At 54.6% G+C, this 22,581-nt stretch carries 25 protein-coding genes; 11 read left to right on the forward strand and 14 right to left on the reverse strand.

Annotation, left to right across the window (positions count from 1 at the left end):
• Positions 1–1,398: 1,398 nt before the first annotated feature.
• From KRAC_RS76940 to KRAC_RS40185, 3 genes are all read right to left on the reverse strand, one after another.
• Entirely contained in the window at positions 1,399–1,656 is a 258-nt protein-coding gene (locus KRAC_RS76940; RefSeq protein WP_244422449.1) for a hypothetical protein, read from the reverse strand.
• Positions 1,578–1,775 carry a hypothetical protein gene (locus KRAC_RS80045; protein WP_420795849.1) on the reverse strand — a complete coding sequence of 66 codons (198 nt, stop codon included), beginning with the start codon at positions 1,773–1,775 and terminating at the stop codon, positions 1,578–1,580. Before KRAC_RS80045 ends, KRAC_RS76940 begins: the two co-directional genes overlap by 79 nt.
• A 172-nt stretch (positions 1,776–1,947) precedes the next feature.
• The gene (locus KRAC_RS40185) at positions 1,948–2,433 is read right to left on the reverse strand and encodes a MerR family DNA-binding transcriptional regulator (RefSeq protein ID WP_007917305.1); all 486 of its coding nucleotides are present in this window, start codon (positions 2,431–2,433) and stop codon (positions 1,948–1,950) included.
• 92 nt (positions 2,434–2,525) lie between these two features.
• On the opposite strand from KRAC_RS40185, the gene KRAC_RS72325 reads away from it, so the two are divergent.
• On the forward strand, positions 2,526–2,900 hold the full coding sequence (locus KRAC_RS72325) for a hypothetical protein (RefSeq protein WP_007917306.1): 375 nt from the start codon (positions 2,526–2,528) through the stop codon (positions 2,898–2,900).
• Positions 2,901–3,037: 137 nt separating this feature from the next.
• Complete coding sequence (locus tag KRAC_RS40195; protein WP_007917307.1) at positions 3,038–4,939, forward strand: hypothetical protein; 1,902 nt, start codon at positions 3,038–3,040, stop codon at positions 4,937–4,939.
• A gap of 205 nt (positions 4,940–5,144) precedes the next feature.
• Here the strand turns inward: KRAC_RS40195 and KRAC_RS79080 are convergent, their stop codons facing one another.
• Positions 5,145–5,381, reverse strand: coding sequence for a transposase family protein (locus KRAC_RS79080; RefSeq protein ID WP_338010145.1), 237 nt, complete (start codon positions 5,379–5,381; stop codon positions 5,145–5,147).
• Between the two features lie 503 nt (positions 5,382–5,884).
• On the opposite strand from KRAC_RS79080, the gene KRAC_RS40200 reads away from it, so the two are divergent.
• Positions 5,885–6,325, forward strand: a complete 441-nt coding sequence (locus tag KRAC_RS40200; protein WP_007917308.1) for a DUF6210 family protein — start codon at positions 5,885–5,887, stop codon at positions 6,323–6,325.
• Positions 6,326–6,387: 62 nt separating this feature from the next.
• On the opposite strand, the gene KRAC_RS40205 is transcribed toward KRAC_RS40200, so the two are convergent.
• The 6 genes from KRAC_RS40205 to KRAC_RS40230 form a co-directional block, all read right to left on the reverse strand.
• Entirely contained in the window at positions 6,388–8,004 is a 1,617-nt protein-coding gene (locus KRAC_RS40205; RefSeq protein WP_007917309.1) for an ISL3 family transposase, read from the reverse strand.
• A gap of 60 nt (positions 8,005–8,064) precedes the next feature.
• On the reverse strand, positions 8,065–8,631 hold the full coding sequence (locus KRAC_RS40210; RefSeq protein WP_157507610.1) for a hypothetical protein: 567 nt from the start codon (positions 8,629–8,631) through the stop codon (positions 8,065–8,067).
• A gap of 51 nt (positions 8,632–8,682) precedes the next feature.
• Complete coding sequence (locus tag KRAC_RS40215; RefSeq protein ID WP_157507612.1) at positions 8,683–8,988, reverse strand: hypothetical protein; 306 nt, start codon at positions 8,986–8,988, stop codon at positions 8,683–8,685.
• A complete protein-coding gene (locus KRAC_RS40220) occupies positions 8,957–9,349 on the reverse strand; it encodes a P-loop NTPase family protein (protein WP_040445780.1) in 393 nt (130 codons plus the stop codon). The genes KRAC_RS40215 and KRAC_RS40220 overlap by 32 nt, the downstream gene beginning before the upstream one ends.
• Positions 9,349–11,970: a TnsA endonuclease N-terminal domain-containing protein gene (locus KRAC_RS40225; protein ID WP_007917310.1), complete on the reverse strand. Its 2,622-nt coding sequence runs from the start codon at positions 11,968–11,970 to the stop codon at positions 9,349–9,351. The genes KRAC_RS40220 and KRAC_RS40225 overlap by 1 nt, the downstream gene beginning before the upstream one ends.
• Before the next feature lie 189 nt (positions 11,971–12,159).
• Positions 12,160–12,642 carry a GNAT family N-acetyltransferase gene (locus KRAC_RS40230; protein ID WP_007917312.1) on the reverse strand — a complete coding sequence of 161 codons (483 nt, stop codon included), beginning with the start codon at positions 12,640–12,642 and terminating at the stop codon, positions 12,160–12,162.
• A 333-nt stretch (positions 12,643–12,975) separates the two neighbouring features.
• Between KRAC_RS40230 and KRAC_RS72330 the strand changes: the two genes are divergently transcribed.
• The 3 genes from KRAC_RS72330 to KRAC_RS79085 all read left to right on the forward strand — a co-directional run bounded on the left by KRAC_RS72330 (position 12,976) and on the right by KRAC_RS79085 (position 15,146).
• Entirely contained in the window at positions 12,976–13,182 is a 207-nt protein-coding gene (locus tag KRAC_RS72330) for a hypothetical protein (protein WP_157507613.1), read from the forward strand.
• Positions 13,183–13,393: 211 nt separating this feature from the next.
• The gene (locus tag KRAC_RS40235) at positions 13,394–14,890 is read left to right on the forward strand and encodes a WD40 repeat domain-containing protein (protein WP_007917314.1); all 1,497 of its coding nucleotides are present in this window, start codon (positions 13,394–13,396) and stop codon (positions 14,888–14,890) included.
• Positions 14,891–14,990: 100 nt separating this feature from the next.
• Positions 14,991–15,146 carry a hypothetical protein gene (locus tag KRAC_RS79085; protein WP_157507616.1) on the forward strand — a complete coding sequence of 52 codons (156 nt, stop codon included), beginning with the start codon at positions 14,991–14,993 and terminating at the stop codon, positions 15,144–15,146.
• A gap of 19 nt (positions 15,147–15,165) precedes the next feature.
• Here the strand turns inward: KRAC_RS79085 and KRAC_RS63465 are convergent, their stop codons facing one another.
• The 3 genes from KRAC_RS63465 to KRAC_RS40255 all read right to left on the reverse strand — a co-directional run bounded on the left by KRAC_RS63465 (position 15,166) and on the right by KRAC_RS40255 (position 18,178).
• Positions 15,166–15,678: a hypothetical protein gene (locus KRAC_RS63465; RefSeq protein WP_007917316.1), complete on the reverse strand. Its 513-nt coding sequence runs from the start codon at positions 15,676–15,678 to the stop codon at positions 15,166–15,168.
• Positions 15,679–16,057: 379 nt separating this feature from the next.
• Positions 16,058–17,665 (reverse strand): ISL3 family transposase, encoded by a 1,608-nt coding sequence (locus KRAC_RS40250; RefSeq protein ID WP_007917318.1) that lies wholly within the window; start codon positions 17,663–17,665, stop codon positions 16,058–16,060.
• 84 nt (positions 17,666–17,749) lie between these two features.
• On the reverse strand, positions 17,750–18,178 hold the full coding sequence (locus tag KRAC_RS40255; protein WP_007917319.1) for a hypothetical protein: 429 nt from the start codon (positions 18,176–18,178) through the stop codon (positions 17,750–17,752).
• Positions 18,179–18,484: 306 nt separating this feature from the next.
• Between KRAC_RS40255 and KRAC_RS40265 the strand changes: the two genes are divergently transcribed.
• Both KRAC_RS40265 and KRAC_RS40270 read left to right on the forward strand, forming a co-directional pair.
• Entirely contained in the window at positions 18,485–18,664 is a 180-nt protein-coding gene (locus tag KRAC_RS40265; protein ID WP_040445785.1) for a hypothetical protein, read from the forward strand.
• A gap of 230 nt (positions 18,665–18,894) precedes the next feature.
• Positions 18,895–19,836, forward strand: a complete 942-nt coding sequence (locus KRAC_RS40270) for a TIGR03621 family F420-dependent LLM class oxidoreductase (RefSeq protein WP_007917322.1) — start codon at positions 18,895–18,897, stop codon at positions 19,834–19,836.
• Between the two features lie 124 nt (positions 19,837–19,960).
• On the opposite strand, the gene KRAC_RS40275 is transcribed toward KRAC_RS40270, so the two are convergent.
• Entirely contained in the window at positions 19,961–20,215 is a 255-nt protein-coding gene (locus KRAC_RS40275; RefSeq protein ID WP_157507618.1) for a hypothetical protein, read from the reverse strand.
• A 392-nt stretch (positions 20,216–20,607) separates the two neighbouring features.
• Between KRAC_RS40275 and KRAC_RS40280 the strand changes: the two genes are divergently transcribed.
• The 3 genes from KRAC_RS40280 (at position 20,608) to KRAC_RS40290 (ending at position 22,545) form a co-directional block, all read left to right on the forward strand.
• Positions 20,608–21,426 (forward strand): IS6 family transposase, encoded by an 819-nt coding sequence (locus KRAC_RS40280; RefSeq protein WP_007917324.1) that lies wholly within the window; start codon positions 20,608–20,610, stop codon positions 21,424–21,426.
• Positions 21,427–21,656: 230 nt separating this feature from the next.
• Positions 21,657–21,920, forward strand: coding sequence for a hypothetical protein (locus KRAC_RS40285; protein ID WP_157507619.1), 264 nt, complete (start codon positions 21,657–21,659; stop codon positions 21,918–21,920).
• A gap of 202 nt (positions 21,921–22,122) precedes the next feature.
• A complete protein-coding gene (locus KRAC_RS40290) occupies positions 22,123–22,545 on the forward strand; it encodes a MarR family winged helix-turn-helix transcriptional regulator (RefSeq protein ID WP_007917328.1) in 423 nt (140 codons plus the stop codon).
• Positions 22,546–22,581: the final 36 nt, after the last annotated feature.

Consider the following 22,581-nt stretch of genomic DNA (forward strand, 5'->3'; position numbering starts at 1 on the left):
AAAACGATTGGTTTTCACTTGCGACCGCTATGCAAGAAAGACGAGAATGCCTGAATATTCCCAAAACGCGGTCCATTTTTGGAGTCGCGAATTCAGGCTAGTGCGCACATAGCTGGTGAGGTGCATAGCCTCATTGAGATGAGTGTTTTGTCCATGCATTTCTCCTCCTTTCAGCTATCGAAGAACATCATTCAGTGGGCTGAGTATATCATAGTGACCAGTACTTTACAATATTCCCACGGGTTGCGCACCAATGTGTCTACTTGTCAACCCCTTGGAAGGAGGCGAGCCGTAGGCGAATCCGCGCATCCTTGCGAGCTTGAGACTTGGGAGAGGTTGCTGAAATGCCCGTTCCAGCCAGGAGCGTGGAACAAGCGATCCCGAGCGCAGCGACCCTTGACTGGGGTGGGAAAACTGGCAGAGCGAGAGCGAGCAGGCCTGCGGTTTGTTTATCAAGTAGAGTAGGGGCCGGTCGCCCATTACTGGGTCGCCCGTACCCCTCTCTCCGAACCGGTACGTGCCGCTTCTCACGGCATACGGCTCTCCACTTCGCCTGAGTACTTGCTTCTGAGTTATCGGGACAGCATCAGCACATCCCACTTTCCTCTTCGGTGTTCTTCAGGCTCCGCTAGCTCACTTCCCCCCAGACAGAGTTGGTTTCGTCTGTGTTACCACAGCTTATCCCTCTTGCCGGTACTGCTCTATGCAGTCAGCACAAGCCATTACAGCCGCACATTGGGTAATATTGAGCTTCCGTCATCATGCAGGTGTAACCCTGTTTAGATGATCCCGCATTTTCAGCAGAGCGAGTTTAGACGTGCTCCAGGCGTCCCGTTCGTCCCGTATTGCCCTCGTAGAAAGGGTCTGCCAACATCGATGGATAAGGCCGCATCTGCATTCTACGTCCTTAGATGTTGGACCCAACGTTTGTAGTCACCTTCCGTTGGAGTCGCGGGTGAAGACCAGTAGGACTAGGATTGACGCAGTTTAGCATTCGCCATACACGTCTTGCACTAACCACCCAGAGGATTGGTGACTTCCTCTTACATGGCTGTCCTCGCATGCTATGGTCGCCCTCCTCTTTCGAGGGTTGGGGTAAGCGAGGAGTGCATAGAACCGTCCATCAGTTCTAATACCTTTTTGGTACACTCACTTTCTGCCGCTGATGCGGCGCACTGCAGGACCCCGCTCGCTCTCGGCACCCAGCGCCCACCCACCCCAGTCAAGGGCGGGATCGCCCACGCGACTGGCTGACAGAAAGGAACTGGTGGTGTTGGTCGACCACTCCCAGGGCCAAAAACAGCACGAACTACCCATCTGTCAAGGCAGGAAGAACTGTGGGTTTACCCATGCCGTCTCACCTTGACGGAGAAGAAGCAGTTGAATGAACCTCGCTGCTCATCCTCGCTGTTGTGTTGCTCGGAGCAACTTCTGTCGCGCAGACAGCCGATAGGTGGCCCCGTTGTACTTGACCTCCTCTACTTCTTCACTCAACCCAAGCTGGTCGAGATACTGATACAAGAGCAGGAGCCGATCGCGCTTTTTGCCTGGTGTGGCTCCAGCGTAACTAATCCAATTCAGCAATTTGCGTGTGACTGCCTCGACTTGCGCATGGCTATCAGCCTCCTGCTGGCTGAGTACATGCCAGATGGCCACGAGCAATTTCCGAGCAATGGCGACAATCGCTTCTGTTTGCCAATGCGCCGACTGAAACGCTCAAACTGGGCTTTCCAGTGCGGATGATGCTCGACAGCAACCCAGGCCGCCTCAACCATCACCCCGCGCAGATCACTACGCCCCTCCTTGGTGATGCGTCCCCCCGATTAGTTGCCCCAGACTGGTGGACACTGGCTCCTAAGCCAGCGTAGCCCACCATGTGCTTGGCCGAGGGACCCACGGAATGCGCAACGAGGTTGCGACAAGAAAGACATCTTGCGTGAATCAGCTTCAGTAGTGGGATTGGTTCCCATCACATTCTGATGTGTTTCGAGAGAACAGAGCGCTTTGTTTGCTTTCGTTTGACGATGCAAGAACGGGTGAAAGTCCCTCGCTCTGGTATTCTTGAAGGCACTCTCCCAGATGAAGACAGCCACATTGTAACAAACGCTCCAACATCCGTTTGGTCTGCTGGGCATGAGTGATAATGGCCTCAACCTCTTTGAGTTTGGTTTGAGCAAGCTGCTGCCACCGCTCTGATGCTGGCGTTGAAGCGTCAAATCCTGCGACGAGCAAGTGCATTTCAGCCAGAGTAAACCCCGCCTGCCCGGCCATCCGCAGGATGGCCAACAACTCAAGAACACTGGCATCATAGCGACGATGCCCTCCAGAGGCTCGCCGAGGGGGTGGGAGTAAGCCCATACTTTCGTAGTAACGTACGGCGGAGGTTCGCATCCCTGCCCGGCGCGCCACTTCTCCAATGGTCAGTTCGTCCATCTCTCTGCTTTTCCTTTCCCTCTTGACTTCAAGTTCACTTGAAATTGTATGCTTGGGACAAGAAATAGGCAAGACAAAGGGAGATTTCAACCATGTCATATCAGCCATCTGACCCCGTCCTGGCATGCAATAGCGCAGCCATTCCGAAAGAGGTTCGACCGCTGCATCAAGCCAACACCAAACGCCTCTTTACTTCCGTTCAAGAAGTACGAGAACTCGAAACCGGCTATGCCTTGCGGCTTGCCGATGAGGCCGACCTTTTGCAATCGGTGATGGCGTTTCTTCGCTACGAACGCCTCTGTTGTCCTTTCTTTCACTTCAAACTGGAACTGGAGCCAGATCAAGGACCAGTCTGGCTCCATATTACGGGAGTGACTGATGTGAAAGCGTTTTTACGGAGTGAGGGATTTGCACCACCCGCCCCTCTTTCTCCGCATCGAGAGAGCGAGGAAGACCAACTCTGGTGAATTGTCCCTGAGAACAGGAAGCCGTTCTTTGGATCAGGACGGCTTCCTGTTTTGCATTTCTCCTGTCTCTTTTTCTTTCATGGGGACTTTCCGCCCATGGGAAGGAGCATGCTTTTTCCTGGATTTAAGGAGGACCAATGAGCGGTATTCCTTCTTCACCCGTCAGCATCCAAACCTCCTCACAGTCCGTTCCTTCAACGCCATCCTGGTTTGGTGAAGTCGTGGTAATCAGCAGGTATCTTCAGAAGCACAAGGTTCTCAACAAGATCAATGGGCAGGTGCGCTTTGCGCGGAAGCGTTTTGGGCGCTATGAGGTCATCGATTTTCTCGCGGTGCTCTTCGGCTACGCGATCAGTGGCGAGCGCACCCTGGAGGAGTTCTACCAGAGACTTCAGCCGTTTGCCGTCCCATTCATGGCGTTGTTTGAGCGTGATCGGTTGCCCTCCCATTCAGCGCTCTCGCGTTTTTTAACAGCATTGACGCAGGAACCGGTCGAAGCCCTGCGGACGCTCTTTCGCGATGATCTGCTCGCGCGCCCACTCACTCCCGACAAGCAAACCGGAGGGCTGGTGGATCGAGTGGGAAACACCTGGATGGTGTTCGACATCGACGGCACGCGGGAAGCCGCCCGCCAACGCGCCTTACCCCAGGGGGAAGACTTCCCTCCGGCCTTTCGCCGATTGGATGACGTCTGTGCGCCAGGCTACCGGGGCCGCAAGCGGGGGGAAGTCGTCAGGACGCGGACAACGGTGTCGCAGGCGCACAGTTATCAGTGGCTCGGCAGTTTCGGGAACCGAGGGAACGGGCGCTATCGGGAGGAACTGCGCAAGGGGATCTCCGCCATTGGCCGGTATCTGGCGACCCATCAGCTCTCACCAGAACGCACACTGCTCCGGCTCGACGGCCAATATGGCAATGGAGCGGTGCTCTCCGATGTGGCTGGGTTCGCGTTTGTGACCCGTGGGAAAGACTATCACCTGCTTGATCATCCGAGCATCTCGGCCCGGTTGCACCTGCCTCCTGATCAGATACAGCAGCGTCCCGAAAGTCAGATGGAGCGCAGCCTCTATGATTGCCCAGAGATTCCGGTGGGACCTGAAGGAACACCCTGCCGGGTGGTTGTGGCCACGCATCCCGCTGGGAAGAAGAAGAGCCCGATTGGGGTGACACGCGCAGGGGTCGTCTACGAACTGTTCTTTACGAACCTGCCACAGCACGCCTTCACCGCGCGCGATGTGGTTGAGTTGTACCTCCATCGCGGGGCTTTTGAACCGATTCTCTCAGATGAAGACATCGAGCAGGACCCCGACAGGTGGTGCAGCCACTCGGCCTGGGGCCAGGAGTGCTGGCACGTGATCTCGCAATGGACCTGGAACCTGAGACTCGAACTGGGTCATCAGATCAAGCCACAACCGTTACGCACGACCGAGTTTGCTCCGGCTCTCCCTCCTCCTTCACCACACTCCGCTCCTGCCTCTGGCTATGCTCCTCCAGAAGTGGGTTCCGCATGGAAGGCCGGTCGCTTCGCGGGCCAGGATTTTGCTCTCCAGCCCGATGGGACGCTTCGGTGCCCGGCAGATCAGAAACTGACTCCGCATGAACACCGCCGAGAAGCTGACGGGAGCCTGCGCATCGTGTATGGAGCCAGCATCCGCAGTTGTCGTCCCTGTCCGAAACGGGAGCAGTGCCAGTGGCTGGGCAGCAACACCTCGAAGCCGCGCCAGGTCAGCGTGCTGTTGCATTCGCTTCGCGTCGGTCCTGCACCACTGCTCTGGCGAGATTGGACCCGCAGAGAACATCGGCATGCCTGTATCCAGCTCGTGCGGCACCAACACCTCGACGTGCGCCTGCTGCCTCCCTCCGCTTCGCCACCCACCACGGACGCGATCCTCTCCCGGGCGCAGCGTGCGCACTCGCGCCTCTCGTGGGCCGAGCAGCTCGCTCGCAATGCGCGCACGGAAACTTCTGGGCAAGTAGCGATCACGTTGTTTGGCATCCCAGCAGGCTTTGCCACCTCGCTCGGTTTCGCGGCGGCTTAACTTCGCGTTTCCCCGCCGATCGACTCCCTCTTCTCGAACAAGCTGGCTTCTCCGAGCGAATCCTTCTGGCCTCGTTTCCCGGCTGGGTCTCACTTCTTCCTCTCTTCTGCCTTGTTTGCTCTCCATCCCACCAGTTTGGCTATCTCTGACGGACTTCCCTGCCCGGTCTTGCATGACTTTCGCCTACGGTTCAATGATTAGCTCTTCAACAAGCTCGTTGCGCATCGCGTGGGAACTTGAGTACAAGGCATCGCCCGCCAAAGGCGACATCGGCAATGGTGCGCACATAGCGGCTATGGACCCGAGAGCCCGGCGTCCCACATCGTGGGCAAAGAGCACGTGATGAGGTGGCATGAAGTTGGATGATGATGGTCTGATTCTGGACCTCGATGGTCTCAAGACGTACCGTTGAAGGAAATGCAAAAACGGGGGAGCGATCGATGGGAACGCCTCCAGATGACTCAAATGATGAGAACTAGTGTTATTATATCACAAAACCAGGCCAACAGGCACACCGAATATGTCCAAGAACCCAGATAACTTTTCTAGAGGATTTCTTCAACCGGCCTAAGAAGCGTGTGATTTGCCAAACGTTTTAGCCGCCTCGGACACAATATGGCTCTGACACAGCTTTGGGGATAAGCTCATCTGTACACCAACGAGCACCTTGTGCGAGCAGTGAGTGGGGGAAGAGAGTGTGACTCATGAATCCAAGCAAAAGAGCACGGAAATTGATTCTGTTCTGCGAGAAAGAACGATTTGTCTTTTGCCCTAAATGGGTAGCGGTATTTCTCCTCTTTCACAACAATCACGTCAGGTTATAATGAAGCGTATCCGAATGTTGGTTCCCAGAAGTTCCGACTAACAACGATCTGGGGGGCTTTCACAGATTCAGAGGAATAAACCAAAAAGAGGCTCATTGCAAACGAGAAGAGGTACTTGGACATGGATAGAACTGATCGCAAGAAACCCATCATTTCTCTTTCACTCAATCAAGCTGGAGTGATTGTGTGTGTCAACTCAGGCGTTCTCTACCACCATCAAACGGGTGGCACCGCATGCATGCAACGATGGCAAGAAGGGGTACTCCTGTTGCCATCTGATCCCGAGTTGATGAGAGAAGCCTCTAGAGAGGTTTATCGCTGTCCGATTGCTGAAGCCCTCCAGGCCATGGATTGGCTCGGCAGGATGGATGAAGAACGAGCCACGGCTATTGATACATTGCTGAAGTCATATAGCTTGACGAAGGGGATCGCTGTGGACAGGAAGCGGTTGGCAGAAGCAGAAGAAGCGTGGGTTCCGGTGCATCTTGAACCGGTCGATCTCGCCTTGTACGAGGGTTTTGGCAACTGCCAAGGGATCTTAGTCTGGGAAAATAGCGATTAGCCTTGGGCATCTTATGAGAGTTCACTTTGGTTTGACCACCAAATGATGAATGTGCAACTGTCTTAGATGCGGTGCAGCACGCGTTGGCGCAAGAGGGCAAACCCCGCCTTGCCGTACATCATGCGCTTAACGAGCTTAATCCTGGTCACGTGGCCTTCCGTTTGACCGTTGTTGATTTGCAGCGTTAACCCCGCTTGCACAGCGGCTTTATCCTGTTCCACTCCATGTGCAAAGCTTTGCAGCTCGGGAAGCTGACTCTCTTGAACCTGAGTCAGCCAGGTGTCCAGTCGTCCCCCTTCGCGTTTGCGCAGCATCTGGAGAAAGTCCTGTGCCAAGCGGTACGCCGTCTCCAGATCTGGATGGGCCTGGCAAAGTGCCGCCAGGTCCATGTGTTTGCCCTCGTCCAGATTGTCTGGATGCCGCATGAAGAGGTACACCGCAGCGGTCGAGGTGTAGTGGATGACCTGAGGCGCTTCCTCTGTTAGTTTTACCTCCGTCTTCTTGAGCGTTTTCAAGAACCGATAGACCATGCGTTGTGACCCTGGATAGCCTTGCGCTGCGATCTCCTCCCAGAGCCGGGTGCCATTGCGCTCCCCATTCTGCCACCGTTTGAGCACGTAGGGAGCGTAGGGATCAAAGTCACTCTGCTGCTTGCGCCGGGGTCTGGTATCAGGGGCCACGCCTCGCTCAAACCAACGCCGGACTGTCCGGGCGTTCACCCCAAATTGGCAGGCAATCTCCTCACTCGAACACCCTTGCTCACGCAGGAGCACGGCCTGCTGATAGCGCGCATCGCGCTCGGCGCATCGGGTGGCAATGGTCTGCGCCACCTGTTTTCCTGGGTCTGGATGCCACTCTTGCACAACAACAGGTTCTTTTTTCTGGGTTGACCTCTCTCCCTCGGCTTGTTGGCTTGTGGCTTTCATTTCGGCGAGAACGCGCGCAAGAAGCCGCTGGACCGCCTCTGACAAGTTCTGACAGACATGGAAACGGTCTGCCACCTGAATCGCCTGAGGAGCACCGGTCGTAGCCGCGCTGACGTATTCCATTCCTCGGTCGCGGCTCACATGCGTAATCTCTGGATGGGTAGCCATCCACGCGGCAGCGGTTTTAGCCTGCCGATCGGGCAGCAGGTCGATGATCTGGTGGGCATCCAAATCAACCACGACCGTGCCGAACGTTCTGCCACGCCGAAACGCAAAGTCGTCCAGGCCCAGACACTCCACATGCTCAGCCTGCGGAGTGGGCAGTGCCATGATCCGCCGGACAATCGTCATCCAGGACGCCATGATCCCCAGGCGCGCGGCGAGTCGTGCGCCGAGTCTGCCGCAGGTCGCCAACCCAATCGTTTGGAGGGCCTCGTTCAAGCGCGTGGTCATCTGCGCCCATGGCGCCACCAGGTGAAGAAGCCGTTCCGAAAAGACCTTCCGCACGCAGTGAGCAGTCTCACAAAAGAACTTGCGCACGTACAGGATCAGTTGCACCTGCTGCCCCACACAGGGCAGGTCTTTGACCATCCGACGATACCGGCTGTGCAGGCGGGTCGCTGGCTGCTGACACAGCGGACACAAAGCGCTCGGCGAGGTTGCGGTGACGTGGAGCACGAGTTGATCCTCGTGCCGTTCCATCTGGGTTAGCTCCAATCCCTCGCCCAATGGGAAGAACTGAGGTGTTTCCATGCCAGTATGGTTCTCCTTCTCTCCCTTTTTGAGAGAAAACGAACCACCTGGCAGACAATTTTACTCATCGCTTCCCAGATATATTGATGACTTTATCCCCAAAGCTGTGTCAGAGCCGTTCTCCGTACTCCCTTTGTCTTGGGGTTCTCCCACCTCAAGGCGGACGGGCTGTTGTTCGCCAACACGAGACTTCTGCCTTGTTGGAGCAAAGTCTGGCAGGGATTGCACGTCTTCTACTGAGATGGGTTGAACCTGCTGCTGGATCATATCCTGGTCCAACTTCATTCCTAGCAGCGCCCACAAATGCTGTTGGCGGCTTGCCGTGTAATGCAGTTCTTGCTCCCCTGCCGCCGCCTCCAGTGCCATACTCTCGCATTGGGCAATCGGAAGCGCACATTCCTGGATGCGTTCCATGAGCAGTTCACTCTGTCCAGTAGCGAGACTTGCAGCCAGCGCGCGCACAAGCCAGTCTTTCAAGATGCCAATACAGCCAATACTTCGCTCGTAGAAATAGGACCATGTGTAAATCCCAGGATTCTGTGGGAGAATTGGTACAGTTGTCTGGGCGGGCAAGCGGTCTGAAAATACGGACTCTCGGCAGGGAGAGGCCCGCAGAATTCTACTCATTTCTCGAAGCTCGAATCATGGGATTTACACCCATGCAACCACCACTGGTACTCAGTCTTCGACCAGTTTCCAGATCTGTTCCTGCTCTATCCAACGCCGTTCTCCTTTTGGCGGAGGGGTTAAGCGTCTCGGATGCGATGGGAAGTGAGGCCGATCTTTGGGGGATTTGAGGGTACGGCGTGCGCCGCAGGTCGGACATTCAACGCAGGTGGTACCAGCTTCTTGAAATTGGAGGCGTGTCACCTCGATGATGCCTAGATAGGTGCATTTGGTGCTCGTTGTGGTGATGACCTGCTCACCCACCGGATCGCGGTACGATGCCCGTTCAATGCGGGAGGATGTGTGAGACGACTGCACGAGTAAAGGACTCGCCGTCGCACTGGTGGACGATGGGAGATGGGGCAACGCGCTCATCGGCACAGTCGAAGGCTTGCCCAGGAGACGCTGAAGCTCTCGTTCGCTTTCTTTCTTCGCCTCTTCGATCTTCAGGCACCACAGAGGAGTCTCGCTCCTCTTCCCGACAACGTTCTGCTATCCGCTTCATTACGGTCGATTTTCCGACCCCGCTGGGTCCATAGAGGGCCAAGATGCCGTAACTGGTGTGCTCATCAATTGCGTTCATCAGCAGGGTATCCATCTTTTCCAAAGACGCATGTTTGATCTTGTACTGCTGCAATGCTGCTAAGCGGGCTTGGAGATATGGGTGAAGTGAACGCATTAGCGATACTCCTCAAGGCGACGAAGGTTTGTCAAATCAATCGTAATTTCTGGGGGTATCTCATCCGAACGGGGAAGTTGAGGATGCGGCCCGAGGCTGGCCGAACGCAGTGTCTGCTCCTCATACTCACGCTGGTGCTGAAGTGAGAACGTTTCTTCCTGTTCGACCTGTTGCAAAAATTGGGCGAGCAACGGACCATTGAGCGTCACGCGCTTGCGTGCATGTTGGCGCTGATGTTCACGCCATTCATCCAAAATCAGGTTCCACTCCTTTTCGGAGCGCCCATGTACCTGAGCGTAGTCATCGGCAATGCATTCAATCCATTGGCCGTCAATGTAAGCGTAGGTCACTCCCATGTCGTAGGGCTCAAAACGCACCGGGACGGTTTGACCAGCAATGTCTGAAGCCTGCATCCGCTCGTGCCAGTATTGCAACCCATTGACGGTGATACCGCGTCCCCGGTAGATTTTCGCCTTGCCCGTTCGGGTCGTAGGCCGGGTCTGCATCAAGAATGCTTCGGAGTAGGCAATCACCCGGTGACTCCGCGATCCCGCCAACTCCATCCCTTGTGCGTAGGCTTCGCGCGGACTCATGAATAACGCGGGATGCTCCATCACATCATAGACCTCGTAGATATATTCGGTGAGGCGGGCAGCAAAGCGTTCCAGCGTCCAGATGGCGAGCCGTTTGGGGTCCACTTCTCGTGTCATCTGGCGAGGCACTTTACTGGCTTGCGTGTTCCCTCGTAACTGATTGAGGAATTCACTCGTGGTAGTCCCAAAGATCCGCTCAATCACGGGCCCAAAATGCGGCTGCTGAGGTGGCCGGCTGATCTTCGTGACAAAGCACTGGGAGAGTAACGCTTCAAAATAGATACTGCCAAACTCTGGGCCATGATCGACCACGATCTCCTGGGGAAGACGACCGTAGCGCTGGACACAGAGCCGAAAGGCCATCATCACTGACCGATAACTGGGAGGTTCATAGCTGACATGGACAGCCAGCAGGCGGCGGCTGTAGGCGTCGGTCAGAAAGGTCGCGTACGGCTTTGCCAGAGGTTTGCCGGTAATGGAGGAAACGAGCAGAATGTCTAATTCCGTGTGATCGAGATGGGCAAGAGCAAATGGCCGGTCGCCATGACGCGGGGTCGTTCGATCCAGGTAGTACATGCGGGGTTGGTCGGGGTAAGCGGCGCGTTTCCCATGACGCGCCGCCGTCACCTGAGGTGTCGTAAAGAGGGCACATTCCCGATAAAAGGTGGCTTGACTGACAGGGGAAATATGCTGTTTGGTGCATTCGTCACGGTAGAGGGCATAGACGGCGGAGCGACGTTTCGCCTGGGGTGTTGCGTAATGAGTACGAAGAAAGGTTTCGAGAAGCTGTTTCGATGCTGAGTCTACGCGAGGCACTCGATTGCCACGACGCGCCGACTTGTCCAGCAACCCCAGAGACCCACAGCCGTAAGCACGCTCGGCTTCCCGATAGCTGCGCAGCCAGTTTTGCACGGTGCGCTTGGTTACCGAAACGCTCTCGCCGTGCAGATATGCCAGGATAGTGCTGAGGCGTTGACTGGCAGCAGCTAAAGCTGTAGGACCTGCGCCGAGCATTAATGTTCTGGCCTCCTCGGAAAGTTGGGATGGGGTATCCTCTCCGACGAGCGTGGCGGCACCCGTGTCCAGGAGCTGCTGCAGGTGAGTTGTTGAGAGGGTGAAAGCTGCACCAACTTCTGGACGCAAGACCACTTGATCTCCCTGTTTTTCGGCCTCCCACAGACGCCCATCGAAGGAGAGGCGCGTAAACAACGGGATTGGCGCAGCCAAGCTCTCAGTCCTCTCCCGCGCCTTCTCTGCTTCCTCCTGGGAACGGAAGAGCCGTACCTGGTCCCATTGCATGAGCGAGGAAGCAAACAAATCGGTAAAGAGGCGATGATCGGTGAGCATGGCCCAAAGGACATCGACAGGCAGATCAGGGCAAGCAGAGGTGAGTTGACGGACCGTGATCCCTGGAGCGGTTGTGAGAAGTCGGAGGACTTGAGCTTCCTGCTCAGGTGTAACCTCATACACATGAATCCAGAAATCTTGGAGGAACTTGAGATTTTGGGCGACGAGCGGATGGACCTGGGCATTGGTCCGTATCCGGTAGAACACCCCATGCGCTTGTGCTGCGTTGATCCCAGGAGGACAGCGCCAGCCGCCGGATGGTTCGTGTTGATACCGCTCTGGCATGGTCACTTTCAGCGTCTCCAGAGCCGTCACGGGCTTCCATTCTTCAAAGCCCGCTGATGATTGCCGAATGACGAAGAAATCTGGCGTGTGCCATTGGGTCGTCTTGCGACCAGAGCGGGCGCGGTACTGAAGCTGGATACGGATGGGTTGATCGTAGTATTCGAGCACATCATCATCGTATTCCATCTCGTAGATTCCATACAATTCCACATGCTGGCTCTCAAATTGGATGGTGCGACCCATTTTGCGTGACGGATACCGCCCACTGACGTTGGAAGCGCGACTGCGTACCTTTCGCACAGGCTGCGATGACCGAATACGCTCAATGTAGGCTTTCGTTTCTGGTCCAATCTCATTATGGCTGCACCAAGCAGAAAATTCCTCATCTGTGAACATCTTTTTTGCTCATTTTTGCTGAAGAGCTAGTATTTGGTCAATCACCTATGTGTACATCCCAACAGGATTCAGGCGGAAATCCCATAATTCTCAGAGGTCGGACAAGTTGTTCAGGGGAGCTTACCCGACCTGAGACAAGTATGGGAACAGCGGCCAGAATCCTGTCGGGATGTACACGAGTGCGTTGCGTCACCGGAGCTCACAGATGTAGGACCTGGCTGGCTTGCCATTGAGCGTGAGCTCACCAATGGCGACGAATCCGTTGTGTTCAAGCACCTTGCGCGAGGCCGGATTGTCCAGCGTGGCTCTCGCGCGCAGCCTGGTGAGTCCGTACTCTGTGGCGGCGAGCTCGCGCACTTTGCGCACCGCCGCTGTGGCCAGTCCCTGCCCTGCGGCCTTCTGCGCGATCCGGTACCCGAGCTCCGCCGACCCATCTGCCACTTCAACCAGGTTCACCCGCCCCACCACCTCGCCGCGCTCGGTCACCAGCAAGTGGAGGTAATCCGTCCCGGCGGCCTGCTGCGCGAGCAGTTGCGCATACCGCGTGTCGAACTCGGCGAAGAACTCGTCCCCCCGATCCGGTATCGACGCCGCGAAGTAGGCCCGATTCTCCCGCTCGAACGCAAGCAGGGCTGGCGCGTGGTCGAGGCGGACCAACTGAAGGTCTGGCATGAGGAGTTGGAGGCGTGGTGTCGATTCCGACCTGGTTTCCCTGTCCTCCTTTGATTCCGTGTGGGCGGGTTTCCCGCCCACGGCCTGCCTACCGAGAAAGGAACATGCACTGACCTCTGGCGCATCCCGTTCGTCTCGTTCTTCCATGTGTTTCTCCCTTTGCTCTTTGTCGCAATACTCTTGTTGGTAAGTATACTCGAGAGAGAGAAAAGAGACAAGGATTTCTCGCATAACTTTTCGTTTTTCTCAGATAACTTTTTCTGCCGCACCAAAACGGAGCAAAAACAACGTCAAAATTTTGATGGTTGTGAAAGGAAAAGTAGGGGAAAAGTTATGCAAGAAAATGAGCCTGTTTTGCTTGTTTTCTCCGCTTTTGGTAGGGAAATTATTCCTGAGAAAGGTGAAATTATTCCTGAGAAAGGTGAAATTTTATGTGAGAAACAACATTCTGTCTCATGTTTTCCATCGAGAGAGGCACATTTTGAGACGCTGTTTTTTAGACGAGCTTTGACCCAGTACAGCAGGTTATTAAACGCATGAAATCGGAAGCAAGAATCTGTTGCTGATGGATGTATGGCTCTCTCATTTAATGGCTGTTTGTGAGATATTCTCGTGATGATGAAACATGCCCGATTCACTTCCTATAGTGGAAGAAGCGACCAGGGAATGGGTCATTTGCCCCATTTAACTCTCTATGTGTTGTGGTATACAAAAAGCAGTTTCTCAGACAATGTTTTTCGGAGGAGTGCAAATGGACCAGACAACGGACAACTGCCTGCATTGTGGGGTATTGCAACCCAAGAGTGATGAGATCTGTTGCATCTGTGGGGGCGCTTTGGAGGCGCAGATCGAGGAGAATACCTTACCAGTGCAGCCACCTCAGCCTGCTTCCTTTCGGCGAAGGCGACTGATCGTCTGTCTGGTGCTTGGCGCTGGAGGTCTGGCAGGCATAGGAAGCTGCATATCAACGTTGAGAGGACTGAACCCTCTCTCCACCGAGCCTCATAAACCGCCCGTTGATACGCATCGTGTCCTCAATCTTCCCCTTGAGACAGAGCTACGTGACTCTACTTGGCTGCCAGATAATACCCATCTCCTCGGTTACGATTACACGACACTCTTCCTTCTCGATGTGAAGAGCGGGAAGAAAGTATGGGTCCAGCAGAGTTCTCTCCCGCCTTATCCAGAGATGAAGATCCTCTGGTCGTCGGATCGAAGGTATGTTGCTGAGGTTGGAAAGAGTAACAGTGGTGGTTCGTTTGATCAGTTTCGAGCAGTAGTCTGGGATCTCCCGAGTCGGCAGCAAATCTGGAAGTCTCCGCCACTTGGACACCTTGGCAACACCTTTTATCCTAGTGCGCTTGCTCCCAGTGGGGCCTCTTTTGCTCTCTGCCAGGACATCAGCGACAGTTTGAACTACGATAGCAGTACGAATACCATCGTGCAGATCTGGGATATTCAGAAGAACCGCCTGATCAAGGACTGGAAAGTTCAAGGTTCTTCCACTGTGCCAGGGCAGACAGGAGATTTTGCCGTCACGACTCTAGCCTGGTCACCAGATAACACACTCCTTGCCGTGATATGCACTGGCGGGTTTGTTCAGGTCTGGGATGTGACAGAGGGTTCCCGCCTGTGGACATCTCCCATTTCTAATGGACGGGGGGTCTCCATACAATGGTCTCCTGATGGAACCACGTTTGCCTTGTGGACATTTAACGAGCCGATGGAGATGCTGGATGCGCATACTGGCAAGCGCCTTTTCCAAACCGCTGCGCTGAATTTCTCCCAATATGATGTAGATGGGCTGAGTCGTGGTATTACTCAAACCAGTGAGTCTCTGGTCTGGTCCAGCGATGGCACGCGCCTGGCCATGTTGATCGACGAGCAAAGCACCTCTGTGGTGCAGGTCTGTGATGCCCGCACAGGTCAACGTCTTTTTACCTGCCAGCACGTCGAGGGGCGGTTGACTGGCTGCTCCTGGTCGCCGAATGGGCGCTATCTGGCTGCGGGGAATATTGCTGGTGGCTCTTCTGCAGACGAAACCTTGGGAGAAGGCTCGACCATCCAATTCTGGGATGCTCAAAATGGAAAAGCGCTTTTCTCTTATCAGGCACCCAGGGCTTCCGGGCGATTGGCTTGGTCTCCCGATAGTCGTTTCCTCGCAACTTACAACCCTCAAGACTATGGGCATAGGGGAATACACGTCGATTTCCTTAATTTTGCTCTTCAGGTGTTTCAGGTCGTGTGACTGGGAAGAACAAAGAGGTTTGGCTTCCCTTGCGAGAGGTATTGCAGGAAACGAAAGTTTTTAAGACTGCTTACTTGCCTGCTGCGGGAAGATAACCGCAATGACGAAACCAACCTTGTGCATCCTGTGCAGTCACTGTGAGCAGAGCCAGACAAATGGCTTCTTGCAGCGCTTCACGCGTGCGAGCTCCGGTCCGGCGCAGATGCGTCTTCAGTTTGGAAAAAGTTTCTTCAATGGGGAGAAGTCAGGCGAATAGCTTGGCAAAAAGAGGTGAGCTAATCCCAAAAGTTGAAGAGGACTTCCCCAACCGTCTGCGGTTTCCAATAGGCGATTTGCTTGATCTCCTCAGGAGACAAACGGGAAGCGAGCTCGGACTCTGACCAGATCCAGGGAAGCTCCAGCTCCTCCTTCTTCAGGATGGGGTAGAAAGGCTCAAAGGCCGTGGATAGTTCAGGGACATCCATGAAGGAAAAGGGAGAAGCATCTGGATGAGGGGGAGTGAGGGCAGGAGCGAAAGCACAGGCGAGCAGAGGGGTATGCTGATTCACTAACAGAAAGACCGACGGGGCGCCAGGAACTTTTGAGAACTGGAGAAGCGCAAACACGAAGTTTCTGATGGTCTTGAACGGAGAGGGATCAACACTGAGGACCGTTGCCTCGGTTGCCTGGGCAGCCGTGTAACACAGCGCGCGAAAGGCTTTGAAGTCAACTTGAATGGGAGGAGGCAAGGACCCTGGTCCAAAACCGGTCACACCTGGCTGGATAAAGTTGGGAAGAGGTGGCTTCATGTGTACTCCACAATGAGACAATGCTTCTGCTTCAACAGGTACAAGAAACGCTTTGCAGGATATCTTGTTTTCGGGAGGCTGTCCAGCATGATTGGGGGCTGGTCAGGTTGAAAACAGAGCTGGTGAATGATTGGCACCTGGTAAATGACCCACCAAGTGGGCTCATGCCCAGGTTTGGTGATAGACTCTGCGATAATACAAGAGAGATGAGGTTGTTCTGTTTCAAGAGCACATTCGTGTCCTTCCGTGAAGCGCAACAGAAGCGCGAGAGCTTGGGCAGGGAAAAGCTTCTCCGATACATTGAAGAGCTTATGCAGCAAAAAAGAGCTGGGAGCCTGTCCTGCTTCTGAGGACGAACTTGGCCGCACTCACTTCATTGTTACACGGCATGTAAGACTCGTTGGCGCAGCAGAGGAAAGCCTGCTCTGCCGTACATGCTCCGTTTGATGAGTTTTAATTTGGTCACATGGCCCTCCACCATACCGTTATTGATCCACCAAGTCAGCCCAGCCCTCACCGCCTCTTTGTCTTTCTCGACTCCCGCGGCAAAGGAGCGGAGTTCGGGGATGTTGCTCTGGTTCACCTGGGCCAACCAGGTATCGAGATGCATACCTCGACGCTCTCGGAGCATCTGGGTGAACTGCTGGACCAGCTCATATGCCTGATCCATCTCAGTGTGCAGAGAGCGAAGCAGGGCAAGTGTTTCTTCTTCTTCAGCTGAGAGCTCTTCGGGACGGCGAAGAAACAGAAACACTGCTTGTCGTGCCAGCACAGGAGGGCGTGGAAGCTGATCAGGAGCAGCTGCAGTCTTCCGCCCTTCTGGAAGGGAACGAACTAGTTGTTTGTACACAACCTTGTAGGTCAGGGGGGCGCCATGAGCGACTAACTCCCGATGCAACTGCGCGATGTTATGACAGCCTGCTTCCCACCGTTGGGCAACCTCTTTAAGATAGGGATCAAGGCGGTTTTTTCGCGAGCTCGGTTGTCGTTCAGGAAACGCGTTCTGAGCCAACCAGCGCGAGACTGTGGCATGACCGATGCCCACCTGAGAGGCAATGGCCGTTTGCGAGAAGCCTTGCTTGCGTAAGGCCACGACGTGCTCGTATTGAGCTAGGCGCTCTTCTCGCTTCGTCTGGCTCACCGCGGCTTGCTTTGGACTCCATTTCGGAGGTTCCTTTCCCTGAGCAGCAGGCAAAGGGGTAGCTCTTGATTCCTGCACGACGCGAGTTCGATGAGCCGCAAAATGACGCGCCAGAAAGCCTTCTACAGCCTCCTTGAGATTTTTTAAAAGATGGAAGCGGTCCGCACACTGAATGGCCTGGGGAGCGCCTTCTCGCGCAGCAGATGCATATTCTCCTCCACGATCCCGACTCACCACCATCAGATCAGGTTGTTGGCGCATCCAGGCTGCCGAGGTTTCGGCCTCCCGATTGGGTAAGAGATCCACGACCCGCCTGCTTTCCAAGTTGACGAGGATGGTACCGAACCGGCAGCCACGCAGGAACGCAAAATCGTCTATTCCAAGATAAAGAACGGTACAAAGCGGGAGATCAGGCAGGTCCATGATGCGGCGCAGAATCGTTTGGCGAGAGGTTTGTATCCCTAAACGCGCTGCCAACCGGGTCCCCCCTTTGCCACAGGTGGCCAGTCCGATGGACGTGAGCTGTTGGCTGTAGCGGATCGTCACCTGTGCCCAAGGACAAACCAGCTCGGGAAGCCTTTCCGTGAAGACTTTGCGCTCACACAGTGGATTGCGACAGAAGAATTTGCGCACACAGAGTGTCAGCTGAACACGGCGACCACCACAAGGGACATCTCGCACCATTCGACGGTACCGGCTATGAATGGTGCATGACGGCTGACGGCACACAGGACAGCAGGAAGTAGGATGCGTCGCTATGGCCGTAATCCTCACTTCGTTTTCGCTGGCTTGGATCCGGTCGATCTGTATCCCTTCAGGAAGGGGGAGCAAGGGATTCTCTTCCATCACAACCTCATTTCGCTCAGAACTGTTGCACGAGTTCTTGTGATGTGCAGTGTATCATCTCTTCGCCCTCCCCCTCCAACCTCATCAGTCCACCGCTTCACCAAACCTGGGCATGAGCCACATGGTAGGACATTTACCAGCACCCTCGTGTCTGCACCCCTCGCGACACGTCACACGTGCCACGTGAAGAAAGGTTGCAGGCTCGTTGCGCATCGCGTGGGTATAGGCAGCTTCTCTCTTGTTCCAATCGGGGTCGCCCAAGGCCTGAAGGAGAACTTTTAAGAGCCAGGCGGCACCGGTGGGGCGCTGCTCAGTTGGGGGAATCTCGGCGTAAAAAAAGGCCTTGTTGGCTTGGGGTGTCAGGTGCTCTCGATACGCCTGGAGAAGGATCTTGCCAGGGGGATCGGTGAGATAATGAAAAGGAGGCTCCCCATTGAGGTCGAGTTGGCTTGTTCGCAGTGTGTTTAATGCATGACTGAGCCTGCTTAGCTGGTCTGAATCAGCATTAGCCATATGAGCATCCTCCTCGTGCCTGCGTGATCTGTACGCTTTGCATCGTATTCGCTCCATTACATTCCTCCTCTTTTTTTATATTGTACCGCAGGCGCTTTATTGTACCTTCAGGTGATGTGACCTGGTTGTCCTTGGCTGTGGCTGTGGACACATGCACGAGGTCCTTGTCCTCAGGTGGTGTTTGCATTCGTCGGCGCTCCAGCAGGTTGGAGGTAGCTTGTGGGCGTGGAAGCAGAGCGTGAGGGAGAGGGGGATGCTCAAGAGAGAAGGGTAGGGTATTGAGCAAGCATGTATGTGGAGGTGCGTATGGAGTTTGGCTATGTATCTCTTAAGGAGGTGGCAGCGTGGCGGGGGAAGAAGGTGTGGGAGTTGCTGGTGTTGGCGGTGCAGGACGCCCCCTTTTACGCCGGCAGCCGACGCATCGAGGGCAGGCGCAGTGGTTTGTTGGCTTGTGGAAAGCGCTGGGAAGGACAGTGTGCATGCTAAGAAGGTAGAATAGGTGCCAAATGCCTGGTAATGCTTCGATCACGCCATTGGGTTTTCCTTGCAGACGTAGGAGACCCAGGCGTGCTAGAAATGGATGCAAACGGAAGAGTTGCCCTTGCATCTGTTGCCCGAGCTGTTCTGGCAAACAGCCATAATTTATGACAAAATTTTAACAGGCCGACAAAATTGTCGGTGAACATAGCCGTATCAAAGGAATCAGGAGAAGATACATGCCACAAGTACGACCGTTTCGCTTTGGCATCATTACAGATGGTGCCCCTACCCGCGAAGAATGGATCACACGGGCACGAGAGGCCGAAGATCTGGGCTACTCTACCCTCTTGCAGCCAGATCACTTTACCAACGAGTTTTTCCCTCTGGCCTCCCTCATGGCAGCCGCGGACGCGACGAAAACCTTGAGAATTGGCACACTGGTCTATAACAACGATCTTCGTCACCCGGTCCTTCTCGCGAAAGAGGTGGCGGCGCTGGATATGCTCTCCGGTGGACGTTTTGAACTGGGCATTGGAGCGGGCTGGAATCGACCGGAATACGACCAGGTTGGTGTGCCCTTTGAACGTGCCGGGCTACGCATTGAACGCCTGGAAGAAGCCTTAAAGATTATTAAACAAAGCTTCAGCGATGAAACCGTCAATTTCACCGGCAAACACTATACCGTGACCGATCTCAACGTTACGCCAAAACCCATTCAGCGTCCTCACCCGCCGATCGTCATGGGTGGTGGTGGCAAAAAACTCCTGAGCCTGGCCGCGCGCGAAGCCAATGTTATTGGTCTGCACATCAAGGTGAATGATAATGGCACAGTCGATGCCACTGAAAATATTGAGGATACCCTGACCGAAAAAGTCGGGTGGATTCGCGAGGCCGCGGGCGAGCGTTTTTCGTCCATCGAGTTGAATATTCTTATCTCCGGCTTCGCCCTGGCACAAAATCAGCAGGAGGCCGCGGAACAATATATCCGCGAAAGAGAACTGACAGACGCCACGGTTGAGCAGGTGCTTGCCAATCCTTACGTCATGCTCGGAACCACCGAACAAATGGTCGAGCGTATCCAGCTCTGGCGCGAGCGCCTGGGCGTCTCATATCTTGTTATCCGCGCCGAGTATATGCGCGCCTTCGCGCCGGTTGTGGCCCAACTGGCAGGGAAGTAAACGGGCGGAAAGAGTGAAATTGGGCGCTCACCTTGCCCAATACGTAGGAGGAAGGGCCAAAGAGATTGCCCGCGTACACAACATCGCTGTTGTTACGCGCGGCTTCTCTCACCCGGCAAAGGGCTTAACGTCCACTGGAGACCTGTAAAAGTTCTTCCGAGATATCCTGCCAGACAAGCTGATGGGCTTGCTGGATTGTGAGAACATTTTTTGACTGCGCGCTCTCGGTCATCATCAACGCGACGCGCTGTTCAAAGTTCGTAAACACCGGTGTCTGGCGCTCGAAAGCTGGCATTACACCCAGCATGATTTCCACCGGATCGTAGAATTCGCGCGGCTTGAACATTAAGCCAACCAGAGGAGCATACAATTCTAGCAAGCTCTGGTGCGCCTGCGTAAAATAATTGGGCCAGGACCTTGAGGCGAGGTGCCCCCAGGTGTTTGCGTTGCCAGAGGCTGAGGGGGGAGATGAAGTGGGTGAAGGGCTTTACAATTCTCGGCGTAGTTATCTGGAACAAATCGAGGTGTACCGGGCGTTTCGCGAAAACTAGCAAATTGTTCGAGAGAGGATGGGCTCATCCTTGGGCTGGAAATGCCTGCTCTCGTGCATAGATTTTGGCGTGGTCTGTCTGAACTAGAGTTTATTCTCCATACATAGTAGGGTTTCCCACGAGATAGGATGCGTTAGAACTGAGAACAGGACTCTAAGCGAAGTTCCGCTAGCGTGTGATAGACTGATCAGCACAGAAACATTTTGGGGAGGCGTGCCCGATGAACTGCCCGTATTGCCTGTCTGTAACGACGAGAGAACAAAACAGGAAAACCACACTTGGCTGCCGGATATTCCGTTGCCGAGGGTGCCACCATATCTTCAATGAGCGCACGAACACGCCTTTCAACTTTCTGGAATATCCAACCGATCTCGTTCTGCTTGTCGTGCTCTGGCGGCTGCGCTATACACTGAGTCTGCGGGATCTCGCTGAGATGTTCCTTGAGCGCGGTTGGGTCTTCACTCATGAGGCGATCCGAGACTGGGAATCTCGTTTTGCTCCCTTGCTTGCAGAACACGTGCGTACCAGGCGGCGGGGACACATAGGGACATCATGGTACGTAGATGAAACGTACATCAAAGTGCGAGGAAAGTGGTGTTATCTCTATCGCGCTCTCGATCGTGATGGGAATCTGGTCGATTCACGCCTGAGTGAGAAACGTGATATGGAGGCAACAAAGCAGTTCTTCAGCCAAGCTATCGCAACGGTTGGTCACGCCCCGAAGCGGGTAACGACCGATGGACATGACTCCTATCCACGTGCGATTCGTGAGATTCTCGGCAACGAGATCATGCATCGCTGGAATGCCTATCTGAATAACCACCTGGAACAAGATCATCGTGGGATCAAACAGCGCTATTACCCGATGCGTGGATTTGGAAACTTCGCCTCGGCCTCTCGCTTCTGCAGGGCATTTGACGAGGTACGCCAGTTCTTTCGGTTTCGGACTACGAGAAAGCAACATGTTTCCCTCGCTGACCAACGTCATCTCTTCTGCCAACGATTGGATGCCTTGAAAACCATGTTGCTGGTCGCCTAAACAGATTCAGGTTGAAGATGAAGCACGCCTTGTGATCTTCTGTGTTTTCAGTTCTGACACATCCCATCATTCACCTAAATTGGGCCAGAGCCACGGAGCCGCTCATGCCCATTCTTGATATTGGTGGCGAAATCAAAAATTGAGCTTGCGATGAGAGGCAACATCTCTGCAGTTCGAGCCAGAGAAATCACTTCGCCACCAATATCAAAGTGGACAAGAGCCGAATAGTATTGGGATTTACAGCCTCTAAGGCAGTAAAGCGATCAGAGCGCCAGCCACAAAAAGTAACACCCGAGATCGTGGGACGAATGGGATCTAAGCCTGAGCCAATCAAGGCGGAAAGCGTCTCGCAATATCCTACGGATGCCATCCTGGTCGAGCAGGCTGCTACAGGCAATGAATGGGCCTTCGAGCTGCTGGTAGAGCAATTTGTCTACCACCACCTGGCCTGCACCGAAGTTATTCAGGATGTGGTGCAGCTCTTGCCTCATTAGAGGTATATGGATTTCGGATTGAACAGCGAGTTGCCCGTCCGAGCACTACTCAGCTTCTGCTCGATGGCTTGGATTGATAACTCAAAGCTCTCTCTATCTGGATGCCTACTCTTTCAATATCCTTGTTCTTGACTGCACTTGACAGATCTCTTCCTGGCCTGATATGATTAGCCAGCAAAGTAAAAGGAACGGAGAAGTGAACATGCATGCCTTTGAAGAGAGTCTGAACTATCAACTCATCCAGTTGATGAAAGAGCATCGCCAGCGAGCGGAAGAAGCACTCAGCCAACTCGGTTTGCATGTTTCGCAGGAGCTGGTCCTCTTCGTGCTCTGGCGAGAAGAGGGCCTCTCTCAATCTGAGCTGGCAGCCCGTCTCCGGGTGGAACTGCCGACGCTGACCAAGGCGGTCCAGCGCATGGAACGTGCAGGTTTGCTGATCCGCCAGGCCGATGAGAAGGATACGCGTGTCTCGCGTGTCTATCTGACGGAGAAGGGGCGCGCACTGTATGCGCCTGCTCTCAAAATCTGGCAAGATCTGGAAGCGCGTATGCTGCATGGGATGACTGAGATCGAACAGGCTTTCCTGCGCCGTCTGTTGCAACAGACGGTCTCCAATCTTTCCTGAAGGGGATGCTTTGCCATTTTTTTACTCCAAAAGTTT

The organism is Ktedonobacter racemifer DSM 44963 (genome assembly GCF_000178855.1).
GTDB lineage: Bacteria > Chloroflexota > Ktedonobacteria > Ktedonobacterales > Ktedonobacteraceae > Ktedonobacter > Ktedonobacter racemifer.